Here is a 12,588-nt window from a genome sequence, read left to right as displayed (position 1 = left end):
CCGCGTCGAAGACCAGCTCCAGCTCCGTGGGGCTGGTCTCCGCTCCCCTGTGGTCCGCCTCGGCGCCGATCGACACACCCCCTGACACCCGTCCCGCCACCGAACGGTTTACCCGGCGGCCCCATCTCGCGGAGCGAGGCCGCCCGGGGCCGGCTGCGTTTCGGTTCCCGGGGGGGCCGGTTGCTAGACAGGACCCTTCGCCAGGGGAAGCACAAGGAGCACTCCATGCCTGAAGCCGTCATCGTTTCCGTCGCCCGCACGCCGATCGGTCGGGCCATGAAGGGCTCGCTCAAGAACGAGCGCCCCGACGACCTCACCGCGTTCATCGTCGACACCGCGCTGAACAAGATCCCCGAGCTCGACCGCCAGACCGTCGAGGACATCTACCTGGGCTGTGGCCAGCCGGCCGGCGAGTCGGGCTACAACCTGGCCCGCATCGTCGCCATCCAGGCCGGCATGCCGCTGGTCCCCGGCGTCACCATCAACCGGTACTGCTCCTCGTCGCTCATGAGCATCCGCATGGCCCACCACGCCATCAAGTCGGGCGAGGGCGACGTGTTCGTGGCCGCCGGCGTCGAGACCGTGTCCCGCTTCATGAGCGGCATGGCCGACAGCGGCCCCCACAACCCCCTCTACGCCGACGCCGAGGCCCGCACCGCCGAGCGCACCGCCGCCGCCCAGACCAGCTGGGAGCCCATCTCGGGCAGCCTCCCCGACGTCTACATCTCCATGGGCCAGACGGCCGAGAACGTCGCCAACCTGGAGGGCGTGTCCCGCCAGGAGCAGGACGAGTTCGCCGCCCTCTCGCAGCAGCGGGCCACCGCCTCGCTGGAGAACGGCTTCTGGGAGAACGAGATCACCCCCGTCACCACCAAGGACGACGAGGGCAACGAGGTCGTCGTGACCAAGGACGACGGCATCCGCGCCGGCACCACCGCCGAGGGCCTCGCCGGCCTCAAGCCGGTCTTCCGCCCCGAGGGCACCGTCACCGCCGGCAACGCCTGCCCGCTCAACGACGGCGCCGCCGCCGTCGTGGTCATGAGCGACACCAAGGCCAAGGAGCTCGGCCTCACCCCGCTGGCCCGCATCGTCTCCTCCGGCGTCTCCGGCCTCGACCCCGAGATCATGGGCCTCGGCCCGATCGAGGCGTCCCGCCAGGCCCTCAAGCGGGCCGGCATGACCATCGACGACATCGACCTCGTGGAGATCAACGAGGCCTTCGCCGCCCAGGTCATCCCCTCGGCCAAGCACCTCGGCATCAGCTGGGACAAGCTCAACGTGAACGGCGGCGCCATCGCCGTCGGCCACCCCTTCGGCATGACCGGCGCCCGCATCATGAACACCCTCATCAACGGCCTCAAGAAGGACGACAAGACCTTCGGCCTCGAGACCATGTGCGTCGGTGGCGGCCAGGGCATGGCCATGATCATCGAGCGGCTCTCTTGATTTCTCCCCCCACCCGCCCCACCTGTCGTCGCTGAGCGTCGCAGGACACCCGGGCACCCGCCCCACCTGTCGTCGCTGAGCGTCGCAGGACACCCGGGCACCCGCCCACCTGTCGTCGCTGAGCGTCGCAGGACACTCGGGCAGCGGAGCAAGAACGGAACGAAGGGGCCCTGGTGGGCCCCTTCGTCGCGTCGGGGCGTGGGAGACTCGGGCCATGTCCTCCCCCCGGACCTGGCGGAACCTGGTCGTCGCCGTGGTCGTGGCGCTCGCCGTGGGCGCCACCGCCGCGCCGGTCGGGGCGCAGGCCCCGCCGCCGACGAGCGCGCCGGTGCTGGCCCGCGACGCCGAGGCCGGCCCCTCGGGCACGCTGGCCACCACCACCCTGGGGCTCGGGGCCACCGCCTCCACCTCGCGGTCGGCCGCCACCCGGTTGGCGCCGGGGTGGACCACGGTGGTCGCCGTGCCGGCGGGCACCCAGCAGGTGGGCCTCACGTGGGCCGGTGACCCGCAGGCTCAGTTCGAGGTCCGCACCCGCACGTCGTCGGCGGCGGCGGCGTGGTCGGCGCCGCTGGGCCTCGAGGGCGAGGTCGACGAGGCGCCGGACGGCTCCGGTGGCCGCCCCGGTGCCGGCCCGCTCTGGCTCGGTGACGCCGGGGTGGCCGAGGTCCAGGTCCGGCTGGCCTACGGCGTGGTCTCCGACGTGCGCCTCGACGCCATGGCCTGGCACGCCGCCGGCGCCACCAGCGCCGCGCGCGCGGCGGCGATCAGCATCGCCAAGCCGGCCACGCCGGCCGGTGGGCCGCCGCTCCGGCTGCGCAGTTCGTGGGCCCCGGGCGGGTGGGTGACGGGTAACTCGGGCTGCGGCACCGGGCCGACGGTGAACCCGACGTTGCTCCACGCCGTGGTGCACCACACCGAGACGCCGAACTCCTACGCCCAGGCCGACGTGCCGGGGATCCTCGCCGGCATCTACCGCTTCCACACCCAGAGTCGCGGGTGGTGCGACATCGCCTACAACTTCTTCGTCGACCGGTTCGGCGGGGTGTGGGAGGGACGCCTCGGCGGGGTCGACGAGGCGTCGCGCGGCGGGCACGCCCTGGGCTTCAACGACCACTCGGTCGGGGTCGCCCTCATCGGCCAGCACGAGCCGGGCGGCGACTTCGCCGTCGCCGCGCCCACCGCGGTCGAGCTCACCTCCCTGCGCGACCTGTTGGCCTGGAAGCTGGGCTCGCAGGGCATCGACCCGACGGCGACGGTCCCGGTCACCAGCTCGGGGAACCAGCGCTACGCGGCCGGCCAGGTGGTCTCCCTGCCCACGGTGGGCGGCCACGGCGACAACGGCTACTCGTCGTGCCCCGGCGAGCTCGTGCGCACCCGGCTGCCGCAGCTCCGGCTCGACGTCGCGGCGCGCATCGCCGCCACCAACAACGCCGACCAGTGGCGGCCCCACGTCACCGGCGCCCGCTACTTCCGCCAGTTCCTGACCGACGCCGAGGGCAGCGTGAAGGCGCCGTCGCGGATCGGCAGCTACACCAGCCGCGTCGTCCGGGCGGGAGCCGCTCAAGGCGAGCTTACCGCCACCATCGTCTTCTCGAAGGCCACCCAGGATCGCATCGGGCTGGTCGATCGCTTCTACCGGGTGGCCTTCGGGCGCGAGCCCGACACCACGGGGCTGCGCCAGAACGTGGCCCACCGAGACGCCGGGGTGCTGGCCGTCGACCTGGCCGGCAACTACCTCCGGTCCGCAGAGTTCAAGGCCCGCTGGGGCACGCTCGGCGACTCCGCCTACGTCCGGCTGCTCTACCGCAACGCCCTGCACCGCGAGGGCAGCGCCGCCGACGTCGCCCGCTGGGCCGACAAGCTCGCCCACGGCACCACCCGCCAGCAGGCGCTGGTCGACTTCGCCCAGTCCGCCGAGGCCCAGCGCAAGGTCGACCCCCAGACCCGGTCGACCATCGCCGCCTTCACCATGCTCCGCCGGGTGCCCACCGCCGCCGAACGGTCCTCCTGGGAGCCTGCCCTCGCCGCCGGCACCATGAGCAACCGGGACCTCGTCGTCGCCCTGCTCCGCAGCCCCCAGTACCTCGCCCGCTTCTGATCAAGGTGTGGGGGCGTCGGAAACAGGGTCGGAACGTGACGGCCATCGAACGGTGGAAGGGCCTGCGGATCGAGGGCCGCCGCCTCTGCTATCGCCCGCCCAGCCCCTGGTGGCGACGGTCGACCCTGCGGTTCGAGCCCGAAGGCCTGGTGATCGTGAACCCCGATGGGTCCGAGGAGCTCCTGAGCTGGTCCGCACCGCGCGGGGCGTGGCAGGTCGACGTTCAGCGTGGCGGCAACTCCCAGCAGGCGGGCACCAAGGTCGAGATCGGGCCGTCGAACGCGACGTCCCTGGGTGAGGTCGTCTGGGCTCGGACCGTGTGGCTGCCGTCCCACTGGCAAGCTCCACCATGGGATGCGCTCCCTGCTCTGGTCGAGCACCTGCGCAGCACACCGGCCGCCGCAAGCGGCCTCGACGTCGTGGAGCGGGTCCGGATGCTCGTGGGGGACCTCCGAACCGGCGGGTGGCGCCGGCCGCTGCCGCCGACCAGGCCGCTGCTCGGCGATGCCCTCGATGCCTTCGTCGCCGTGTCCGGCGTGGTGGAGGAGTCCGGGTGGCGCAAGCATCGGGGTCGTCCAGTCCGAGGGGAGGCCGTGCCCGACGCCGGCGTCCTGGCTGCACTCGCCCGGCGCCGGTTGCGCCCTGACGTGGCGGACCGGCTGACCGATGACGTGCTCCTCGCCGTGGTCGAGCGGCACCTCGATGTCGGGCCCTGGCCGTTCGATCGCCTCCTGGCCCCGTGACCACGCCCCCCGGGCCCGGCCCGTGAGCGTCAGGGGCGGGGCTCGAGGAGCTCGATGCGGTTGCCGAAGGGGTCATCGGCGTAGGCGCGGTCGAAGCCCTCCAGGGGCTCGTCGTCCACCACGGGCACCCCAGCGGCGCGGAGGCTGGCGAGCAGGGCGGGCAGGTCCTCGACCTCGAGGGCGGGGTGGGCCTTGCGGGCGGGGCGGAAGTCGGCGTCGACGCCGAGGTGGACCTTGAGGGCGCCGTCCTCGAACCAGCACCCGCCGCGTGCCGCGAGGTGCGGCGGCTTGGGGACCTCGGCGATGCCCAGCAGGCCCTCGTAGAACGCCCGGGCCTCGGGCTCGCGGCCGGCGGGCATGGCGAGCTGCACGTGGTCGAGGCGGCGGACGGGCACGAGGTCGATCCTGGCTCAGCCGGGCAGCAGGCCGGCGTCGCCCAGCGCGGCGCGCAGGTTGAGGTGGTCGCGGAAGTGGTGGGCCCGCCAGCCGTGGGCCTGGGCGGCGGCGACGTTGGCGGCGCTGTCGTCGACGAAGAGCACCCGGGCGGGCTCGACGGCCAACGCCGCGGTCGCCCGCTCGAAGGCCAGCGGGTCGGGCTTGGTCACGCCGAGGTGCCAGGAGCACACCACCTGCTGGAACGCCTCGCCCACCCCGCGCAGCTCGTGGTCCAGGGCGGCCTCGAGCAGGGGGCCGTTGTTGGTGAACAGGGCGGCGGGGCACTCGGCCCGGACCACCAGGTCGAGCACCCGCAGGTCCGGCTCGAAGGCCAGCGCCCAGGCGGCCCGCAGCTCGGCCTCGGTCTCGTCGACCGTCTCGGGCTGGGCGGCCAGGTTCAGGACCGTGCGCAGGTTGGCGACCACCTCGTCGAGCGTGAACTGGCCCCGCTCGGTGGCGTCGTCGAAGCCCGACTCGAACACGCTGGCCTCCACCGTGGCCTCCGGGAGGCCCGAGAGCCGGGCCAGCGCGGCGAGGCGGCGGTCGGGCAGCCACCGGCAGGTCACCCCGCCGAGGTCCATCACGAGGACGGCGGGTGCGTCGGTCACGGTCGGCTCCCGTCGGGTGCGTCGGGCGGAGCGGGGAGGTCGCGCTGGAGGAGGACGAGGTCGACGGGGCGGCCGTGCTTGCGGCCGACGCCGGGCAGGCGGGCCACCTCCCGGAAGCCGGCTCGCTCGTGGAAGCGGATGGAGCCGAGGTTGCCGCCGTCGGCGCCGGCGATCATCACGGCCTTGCCCATGGCGACGGCCCGCTCGACGAGGGCGTCGAGCAGCCGGCCGCCGACGCCCTGGCCCCGGTGGCCGTCGGCCACGTGGATCGTGTGCTCCACGCTGGGGAAGTAGCCGGGGATCGTGCGGAACTGCACGAACGAGGCGAACCCGACGACGGCGCCGCCGGCATCGACCGCCACCAGGGCCGGCATGCCGGTGGCCTGCTGGGCGGCGAACCAGGCCTGGCGGTCGGCGACGGTGACGGGCTCGTCGCGCCAGATGGCGTCGGAGGTGGCCACCACCTGGTTGTAGATGTCGGTGATGGCGGCGACGTCGTCGGCGGTCGCGTCGCGCACGTGCGGGTCCACGGCCCCATGATCGCCCATGTCAGGAGGCCGAGCGGACCTCGGCGGCGAGGGCGGCCAGGTCCTCGTCCGCGATGCCCCCGGGCGTGCTCAGCGCCACGCGGTCGGCGAACGGGCCGAAGCGCTCGCGCAGGCGGGCGCCCACCACGGCGGGATCGCCCCGGAGGACCACGGCGTCGAGCAGGTCGTCGTCGACCAGCGCTGCCATCTCGTCCCAGCGACCCTCGCGCGAGAGGCGGCGGAGCTCGGGGTGCAGGGCGGCCTTCCCCTCGGTCTCGAGGACGGCGGCGTAGGCGGGCGTCGAGCCGTAGAAGCCCACCAGCCAGCGGCAGGCGGTGTCGAGGTCGGCCTGCTTCGCCGGGTCCGACGAGCACGCCACCACGGCCTGGCCCACCAGCGTGAGGTCGGCCTCGGTGCGGCCGGCTTCGGCCAGGCCGTCGCGGATGCGGGGGAGCGTGACCTCGGCCAGGTGGCGGTCGCTGGTGAACGGGTGGACGAGCAGGCCGTCGGCCTCGGCGGTCGCCAGGCGCACCATCTTCGGGCCGAGGGCACCGAGCCAGATCGGGGGCGGTCCGCCGGGCAGGGCGCCGGGGTCGAACGCCGGGGTCATGAGCGTGTGGCGGGTGTGCTCGCCCTCGAAGGCCAGGGGCACGCCGTCCTGCCAGCGGGCGCCGATGGCCCGGATGGCGGCGATCCACTCGCCCATGCGGGCCACCGGGCTGCTCCACGTCGAGCCGTAGCGACGCTCGACGTGGGCCTTCACCTGGGTGCCGAGGCCCAGCGCGAACCGGCCGCCGCTCAGGGTCGACAGGTCCCAGGCCTGGTGGGCCAGGTGCATGGGCGAGCGGGGGAAGGCGATGGCGACGTTCGTGTAGAGGTCGCAGCCGGTGGCCGCGCCGAGGATGAGCGGCAGGAAGACGTCGTTGGGCCCCTCGAAGGTGAACAGCCCGTCGATGCCGGTGGCGGCCAGGGCCTCGGCCCGGGCCTGGACCTGGTCGGGCGGGGCGAGGAGCAGGGCGTCGATCTTCACCGCCGGGAGCATACGGACGTCGCGCCACCAGGGCCTGACGACCCGTCAGGTCCGGTGGCCGCCGTTGTGTGAAGGCCTCGTGAAACGGACGGTGAACGCTTCGAGGCAGGCAGGGGCCACCGGTACCCTCGGGGCCGTGGACGACCTGGCCCGACAAGCGATCGAGGTGCTGTGGCGCAACGCGCGCGGCACCTGGACCCGCCCGTCGCCCCGGCTGTACCCCCACCAGTGGAGCTGGGATGCCGGGTTCGTGGCCATGGGCTGGGCCCAGCTCGACCCGCTGCGGGGCGTGACCGAGCTGTGGTCGCTGTTCCGGGGCCAGTGGTCCACCGGCATGGTCCCGCAGATCGTCTTCGACCTGAACGTGGCCCGGGGGGCCTACGAGCCGGGGCCCAACACGTGGGGCACGGTGCGCCACGCCCCGGCGGGCTCGGCCACCAGCGGCATCTGCCAGCCGCCCATCCACGCCATCGCCCTCGGCCGGGTGCGCGAGGCGGCGGTGGAGCGCGACGACGGCACCCTCGCCGAGGTCGACGACGCCATCGTCGACCTGTACCCCCGCCTGGTGGCCTGGCACCGCTGGCTGCGGACCGCCCGGGACCCCGACCACACCGGGCTGGTCACGATCCTGCACCCCTGGGAGAGCGGGCTCGACAACTCGCCGCGGTGGGACCAGCCGCTCGAGTCGGTCGATCCGGGCGACGACGGTTCCGACCTCCCCCGCCCCGACCTCACCTACGTCGCCGACCCCGACGAGCGGCCGTCGGACGACGAGTACCGCAAGTACCGGCACCTGGTCGACTGCCTGATCGCCGTCGACTACGACCAGGGCCGAGCGCTGGCCCACCACCCGTTCCGCGTGGCCGACGTGTGGTTCAGCGCCATCCTGGCCGCGGCCGACGACGTGCTGGCCGACCTGGCCGAGGTGGCCGGGCGACCCGAGCGGGCCGACGGCCACCGGGCCGATGCCGAGCACACCCGCGCCGCGCTCGACGGGTGCTGGGACGCCGAGCACGGCCGCTGCCTCGACATCGACCGCATCACCGGCAAGTCCATCCCCACCGACACCATCGCCGGCTTCGCCCCCCCTGGTGGCCGGCACGTCCATCGACCGCACGGCGATCCTGGTCGAGCGGCTGTGGTCGCCGTCGTTCGCCGGGTGCCCCGGCCTGCGCTGGGCCCTGCCCCCGAGCACGGCGGTCGACGACCCGTCGTTCGAGGCCAAGGCCTACTGGCGGGGCCCGCAGTGGCCGCCGATGACGTGGCTGCTGTGGTGGTCGCTGGTGCGTGCCGGCCACGCCCGCAGCGCCGGCCGGCTCCGGGCCGCGGCGGTCGACCAGCTGCGCACCACCGGCTGCACCGAGTACGTCGACGCCACCTCCGGCGAGGCGCTCGGCTCCGACGCCCAGTCCTGGACCGCCGCAGTGGCGCTCGACTGGCTGGGCCACGAGGCCTGACCCCGGCCGGCGGGCCGGGCTGGTGGCCCCTCGTGGGCGTCAGGCGCTGGGCCAGGCCCGATCCAGGATGGCGGTGAGGTCGGTGCCGGGCGGCAGGGTGCCGAAGGCACGGCCGCCGTCGCCGGCCAGGCGGGTGGCGCAGAACGCGTCGGCCACCGCCTCCGGGGCGAAGCGCACGAGCAGCGACCCCTGCAGCGCCAGCGCCGCCCGCTCGACGATGCGGCGGGCCCGCAGCTCCAGGTCGGCAGGGTCGGCCAGCTCGGCGTGCAGGTCGTCGACGGCGCGGTCCAGGCGGGCGTCGGCGCCCCGGGCCAGGGCGATCTCGTCGAGCAGGGCGGCCACCGACTCGGGGTCCTTGGCCGCCGCCCGCAGCACGTCGAGGCAGATGACGTTGCCGGATCCCTCCCAGATGCCGTTGAGCGGGCTCTCGCGGAACAGCCGGGCCATCGGCGCCTCTTCCACGTAGCCGGCGCCGCCGAAGCACTCCAGCGCCTCGGCGGCGAACGACGGCACCCGCTTGCAGACCCAGTACTTGCCGATGGCGGTGGCGATGCGGGTGAAGGCGCCCTCGCCACGGTCGTAGCCGCCGGCCAGGCGGGTCATCAGCGTGGTGGCGGCCTCGGACTCGACGGCCAGGTCGGCCAGCACGTTGCGCATCAGAGGCTGGTCGATCAGGGGCTTGCCGAAGGCCGAGCGGTTGCGGGCGTGGTGCACGGCCTGGCTCAGGCCGCCCCGCATCTGCCCGGTCACCCCGATCACGCAGTCGAGCCGCGTGTGGTTGACCATGGCCAGGATGGTGGGGATGCCCCGGCCCTCGTCACCGACCAGCCGGCCGAGGGCGCCGTCGAGCTCGATCTCGCTGCTCGCGTTGCTCTTGTTGCCGAGCTTGTCCTTGAGGCGCTGCACGCCGATGGCGTTGCGGGTGCCGTCGGGCAGCCAGCGGGGCACGGCGAAGCAGCTGAGCCCGGCGTCGGTGTAGGCGAGCATGAGGAACAGGTCGCTCATGGGCGCCGAGCAGAACCACTTGTGGCCGGTGAGGGCGTACTCCTCGCCCGGCCCCGAGGCGTTGGAGGTGGGTGCCGCCTTGGTGGTGTTGGCCCGCACGTCGGAGCCGCCCTGCTTCTCGGTCATGGCCATGCCGGCGATGGCGCCCACCTTCTTGCCCGGCTCGGGGGCGTGGCCGGGCGTGGGGTCGTAGGTGGTGGAGGTCAGCAGCGGCTCCCACGCGCCGGCCAGCGACGGCTCGGCCCGCAGGGCGGGCACCACCGAGTAGGTCATGGAGATGGGGCAGCCGTGGCCGGCCTCCACCTGGGTCCACACCGCGAACTTGGCGGCCCGGCCCACGTGGGCGCCGGGGCGGTCGTCGGCCCACGGTGCGCCGGCCAGGCCCTCGGCCACCGCCACGGTCATCAGCGAGTGGTAGGCGGGGTGGTACTCGACCTCGTCGATGCGGTGCCCGAACCGGTCGTACTGGTGCAGCTCGGGCGGGTTGCGGTTGGCCAGCTCGCCCTCGCGGATGCGCACCGGGTCGCCCGCCAGGATGCCGATGCGGCGCAGGTCGGCCAGGTGGGCCTCGCCGCCCTCGCGCTGCACGCCCTCGCGCAGCGCGACGTCGAGCCCGGCCACGTCGTGGCCCTCGAGCGGCACCGACTGGTTGAACACCTCGTGCGTGGCAGCCATGGCCCCGTTCTACCGCGACGCCCCACCAGCGTCGGCGCCGTGCCCGGCTGCCACGGGTCAGGAGAACGTGCTGGGCAACGACTTCTGGCCCCTGGAGCGGGCGGACCGGTGGGTGCTCCTGCCGCTGGTGCTAGCGGTTGCGGGGGAGCTGGAGGCCGCGCTCGGCGATGATGCCGCGAAGGACCTCGCTGGTGCCGCCGTAGATCGTGGTGACCTGGCAGTGGCGGTAGATGGCCTCGATCCAGCCGTCGGCCGCGGTGGCCGTGGGATCCCCGTGGCGGGTGAGGCCGTCGGTGCCGAGGGCGTCGATGAGCTCGTTGCCGGCGAACTGGTAGTGCTCGGTGGTGAAGAGCTTGGCCATGGTGCCCTCGACGCCGGGCAGGGTGCCCTCCGAGGCCATCCAGGCCGCCCGCCAGCCGAGCAGGTTCGAGATCTCGTTGCCGACGGCGATGCGGGCCAGGCGCTCGCGCACCAGCGGGTCGTCGACCATGAGGCCGCCGGTGGGCGACGGCGCCGAGCGGGCCCAGCCGAGGCCGTGGTCGAGCAGGCGGACCAGCTCGCCGTACCAGGCGCTGTTCCGCTCGAAGACGAGGGCGGTCATCATGACCTTCCAGCCGCCGTCGACCTCGCCCACCCGGTACTTGTCGTCGACCTTGACGTCGTCGTAGTAGGTGATGTTGGTGCGCTCGCCGCCCATGGTGTGCACGGGGGTGATCGAGACGCCGGCCTGGTCCATGGGCACCACGAACATGGTGAGGCCCTTGTGCTTGGCCACCTCGGTGTTGGTGCGGGTGAGGAGGAACACGTACTGGGCCTCGTGGGCCATGGTCGTGAACATCTTCTGGCCGTTGATGGTCCACTCGTCGCCGTCCTGGACGGCCTTGGTGGTGCACGCCGCCACGTCGGAGCCGGCGTCGGGCTCGGAGTAGCCCAGGCAGCACAGCGCCTTGCCGCTCAGGATCTCCGGGATGATCGTGCGCTTCTGCCAGTCGGTCCCGTCGATGAGGAGCGTGTGGGCCACCAGCGAGGCCACGCCCAGGCCGTCGACCGGCGCGCCCGAGAGGTACATCTCTTCGGTGAGGGCGTTCATCTCCAGCGGGGACCGGCCCTGGCCGCCGAACTCGGCGGGCCAGCCGGCCGAGATCCAGCCGGCCTCGGCCATGACCGCGTGCAGGCCGTTGTCGTGGATGGTGCCGGTGTGGTGGGCCCGCTCGATGACCTCGGGGGTCACGTGCCGGCCCAGGAACTCCCGGACCTCGCGACGGAAGTCGAGCACCTCGGCGCCGAGGCGGAAGTCGAAGCCCCCGTCGGCGTCGGACGCGGTGGCGGCGGTGGCCGGCTCGTCGGCGGCCGCGCCGTAGGCCGACGTGGGGCGCAGGCGGGAGCCGGGCACCGGCCCGCTCTCGGGGTCGTCCCACAGGCGGCCGGCGAGCAGCTGCAGCTCGCGCTTGGGGTCGCCCAGCAGCAGCCGGGTGGCCTTGGCCCGCCGGAAGTGCAGCTGGATGTCGTACTCCTCCATGAACCCGTAGCCGCCGTGGACGTGCAGCGCCCACGACGCGGTGCGCTGGGCGGTGTCGCCGGCGAACCAGAAGGCCATGGCGGGGAAGGAGGTGCCGACCGGGTCGCCGACGTCGAGGGCCCAGACGGCCTTGTTCGACAGGAGGTCGGCGCCGTCGAGGTCGGTGGCGAGGTCGGCGAAGCGGTGCTGCACGGCCTGGAACGAGCCCACGGCCACGTCGAACTGCTTGCGGTCCTTGGCGTACTGGACGCCGATGGCCTGCGACTCGCGGCCCAGGCCCACCAGCCAGCGGGCGGTGAGGGCCCGCCACTCGTCGACCGCGGTGGCGTGGGCGGCGACGGCGTCCGGGCCCGAGGCGAGGACGGTGCGAGCGCCGGCGGCCAGGTCGACCGTGGCGAGGGGCGCCGAGCCCAGGTTGGTGGGGGAGGAGGGCGCCTCGGCGGGCTCGACCACCACCAGCTCGTCACCGTCGAGCACGACCACGGCGGCAGCCACGGCCGCGCCGGGCACCAGGCGAGCGTGGCCGTCGACGGCGGGGTGCAGGGCGAGCGCCACGGGGGGCGCCGCCCTCGGCGAGGGCGGCCAGGACCGAGGCGCTGGCCTCGGGGAAGCGAGCCAGCAGGCGGGCCGCCACCATCGTCTCGACGATCGGCGCCGGGGCCAGCCGGGCCCCGCAGGCCTCGGCCACCACGGCGAGGTCGCGCAGCGAGGCGCCCGAGCCGCCGTGCTCCTCGGCCACGCCGAGGGTGGGCACGCCGATGCCGGTGAGGCCCTCCCACACGTTGGCGTCCCAGCCCAGCGGCTCGGACTCGCGCACCGCCTCGGCGGTGGAGGCCTTCTCCAGGAAGCGGGCGACGGCGTCGCGCAGGGCGTCCTGTTCCTCGGTGAGCTGCAGGTGCATCGGGGCGCTCCAGTGTTCTGACGGTCCGTCAGATCGTAACGGTTGCCGGCGGCTCGCCAATTCTAGAACGTGTTCTACTTTCGGGCGATTCGACGCCTGACCCCCCGGGGGCGCGGCGATTCCTGTCGCCCGGGGTCGCGATGC

The 12,588-nt window shown here is 74.0% G+C and carries 11 protein-coding genes and 1 pseudogene; 5 read left to right on the top strand and 7 right to left on the bottom strand.

Annotated features, from left to right (window positions below):
* Positions 1–225 precede the first annotated feature (225 nt).
* The 3 genes from KSP35_RS09380 to KSP35_RS09370 all read left to right on the top strand — a co-directional run bounded on the left by KSP35_RS09380 (position 226) and on the right by KSP35_RS09370 (position 4,287).
* Entirely contained in the window at positions 226–1,446 is a 1,221-nt protein-coding gene (locus tag KSP35_RS09380) for an acetyl-CoA C-acetyltransferase (protein ID WP_217001202.1), read from the top strand.
* Positions 1,447–1,660: 214 nt separating this feature from the next.
* A complete protein-coding gene (locus KSP35_RS09375) occupies positions 1,661–3,544 on the top strand; it encodes a DUF4214 domain-containing protein (RefSeq protein ID WP_217001200.1) in 1,884 nt (627 codons plus the stop codon).
* A gap of 35 nt (positions 3,545–3,579) precedes the next feature.
* Positions 3,580–4,287 (top strand): hypothetical protein, encoded by a 708-nt coding sequence (locus tag KSP35_RS09370; RefSeq protein ID WP_217001198.1) that lies wholly within the window; start codon positions 3,580–3,582, stop codon positions 4,285–4,287.
* Between the two features lie 29 nt (positions 4,288–4,316).
* Here the strand turns inward: KSP35_RS09370 and KSP35_RS09365 are convergent, their stop codons facing one another.
* The 4 genes from KSP35_RS09365 to KSP35_RS09350 are packed head-to-tail and all read right to left on the bottom strand — an operon-like array spanning position 4,317 to position 6,887.
* Positions 4,317–4,646 (bottom strand): VOC family protein, encoded by a 330-nt coding sequence (locus tag KSP35_RS09365; RefSeq protein ID WP_217002200.1) that lies wholly within the window; start codon positions 4,644–4,646, stop codon positions 4,317–4,319.
* A 51-nt stretch (positions 4,647–4,697) separates the two neighbouring features.
* Entirely contained in the window at positions 4,698–5,330 is a 633-nt protein-coding gene (locus KSP35_RS09360; protein WP_217001196.1) for an HAD-IA family hydrolase, read from the bottom strand.
* Positions 5,327–5,860 carry a GNAT family N-acetyltransferase gene (locus KSP35_RS09355; protein ID WP_217001194.1) on the bottom strand — a complete coding sequence of 178 codons (534 nt, stop codon included), beginning with the start codon at positions 5,858–5,860 and terminating at the stop codon, positions 5,327–5,329. The genes KSP35_RS09360 and KSP35_RS09355 overlap by 4 nt, the downstream gene beginning before the upstream one ends.
* A gap of 19 nt (positions 5,861–5,879) precedes the next feature.
* Positions 5,880–6,887 carry a TIGR03617 family F420-dependent LLM class oxidoreductase gene (locus KSP35_RS09350; RefSeq protein WP_217001192.1) on the bottom strand — a complete coding sequence of 336 codons (1,008 nt, stop codon included), beginning with the start codon at positions 6,885–6,887 and terminating at the stop codon, positions 5,880–5,882.
* Here KSP35_RS09350 and KSP35_RS09345 point away from each other — a divergent pair.
* Positions 6,811–7,962, top strand: a pseudogene (locus KSP35_RS09345) (hypothetical protein); the annotation flags it as partial. The gene KSP35_RS09350 and the pseudogene KSP35_RS09345 overlap by 77 nt on opposite strands.
* Positions 7,853–8,344, top strand: coding sequence for a hypothetical protein (locus KSP35_RS25750; protein WP_371748965.1), 492 nt, complete (start codon positions 7,853–7,855; stop codon positions 8,342–8,344). The pseudogene KSP35_RS09345 and the gene KSP35_RS25750, both read left to right, overlap by 110 nt.
* A gap of 39 nt (positions 8,345–8,383) precedes the next feature.
* Here the strand turns inward: KSP35_RS25750 and KSP35_RS09340 are convergent, their stop codons facing one another.
* From KSP35_RS09340 to KSP35_RS09330, 3 genes are all read right to left on the bottom strand, one after another.
* Positions 8,384–10,024, bottom strand: a complete 1,641-nt coding sequence (locus KSP35_RS09340; protein ID WP_217001189.1) for an acyl-CoA dehydrogenase family protein — start codon at positions 10,022–10,024, stop codon at positions 8,384–8,386.
* A 130-nt stretch (positions 10,025–10,154) separates the two neighbouring features.
* Positions 10,155–12,098 carry an acyl-CoA dehydrogenase family protein gene (locus tag KSP35_RS09335; RefSeq protein WP_217001187.1) on the bottom strand — a complete coding sequence of 648 codons (1,944 nt, stop codon included), beginning with the start codon at positions 12,096–12,098 and terminating at the stop codon, positions 10,155–10,157.
* Positions 12,007–12,444, bottom strand: coding sequence for an acyl-CoA dehydrogenase family protein (locus tag KSP35_RS09330; protein WP_217001185.1), 438 nt, complete (start codon positions 12,442–12,444; stop codon positions 12,007–12,009). Before KSP35_RS09330 ends, KSP35_RS09335 begins: the two co-directional genes overlap by 92 nt.
* Positions 12,445–12,588: the final 144 nt, after the last annotated feature.

This window comes from Aquihabitans sp. G128 (genome assembly GCF_019048865.1).
Taxonomy (GTDB): Bacteria; Actinomycetota; Acidimicrobiia; order Acidimicrobiales; family Iamiaceae; genus Aquihabitans.
The sequence above is the reverse complement of the archived record's forward strand: the minus strand, read 5'-3'. Positions and strand labels throughout refer to the sequence as shown.

What these genes read in the sequence shown, in the direction of transcription:
- KSP35_RS09380 (WP_217001202.1), top strand. Translation starts at nt 226, where the DNA reads ATGCCTGAAGCCGTCATCGTTTCCGTCGCCCGCACGCCGATCGGTCGG.
- KSP35_RS09375 (WP_217001200.1), top strand. Translation starts at nt 1,661, where the DNA reads ATGTCCTCCCCCCGGACCTGGCGGAACCTGGTCGTCGCCGTGGTCGTG.
- KSP35_RS09365 (WP_217002200.1), bottom strand. Translation starts at nt 4,646, where the DNA reads ATGCCCGCCGGCCGCGAGCCCGAGGCCCGGGCGTTCTACGAGGGCCTG.
- KSP35_RS25750 (WP_371748965.1), top strand. Translation starts at nt 7,853, where the DNA reads ATGCCGAGCACACCCGCGCCGCGCTCGACGGGTGCTGGGACGCCGAGC.
- KSP35_RS09340 (WP_217001189.1), bottom strand. Translation starts at nt 10,024, where the DNA reads ATGGCTGCCACGCACGAGGTGTTCAACCAGTCGGTGCCGCTCGAGGGC.
- KSP35_RS09330 (WP_217001185.1), bottom strand. Translation starts at nt 12,444, where the DNA reads ATGCACCTGCAGCTCACCGAGGAACAGGACGCCCTGCGCGACGCCGTC.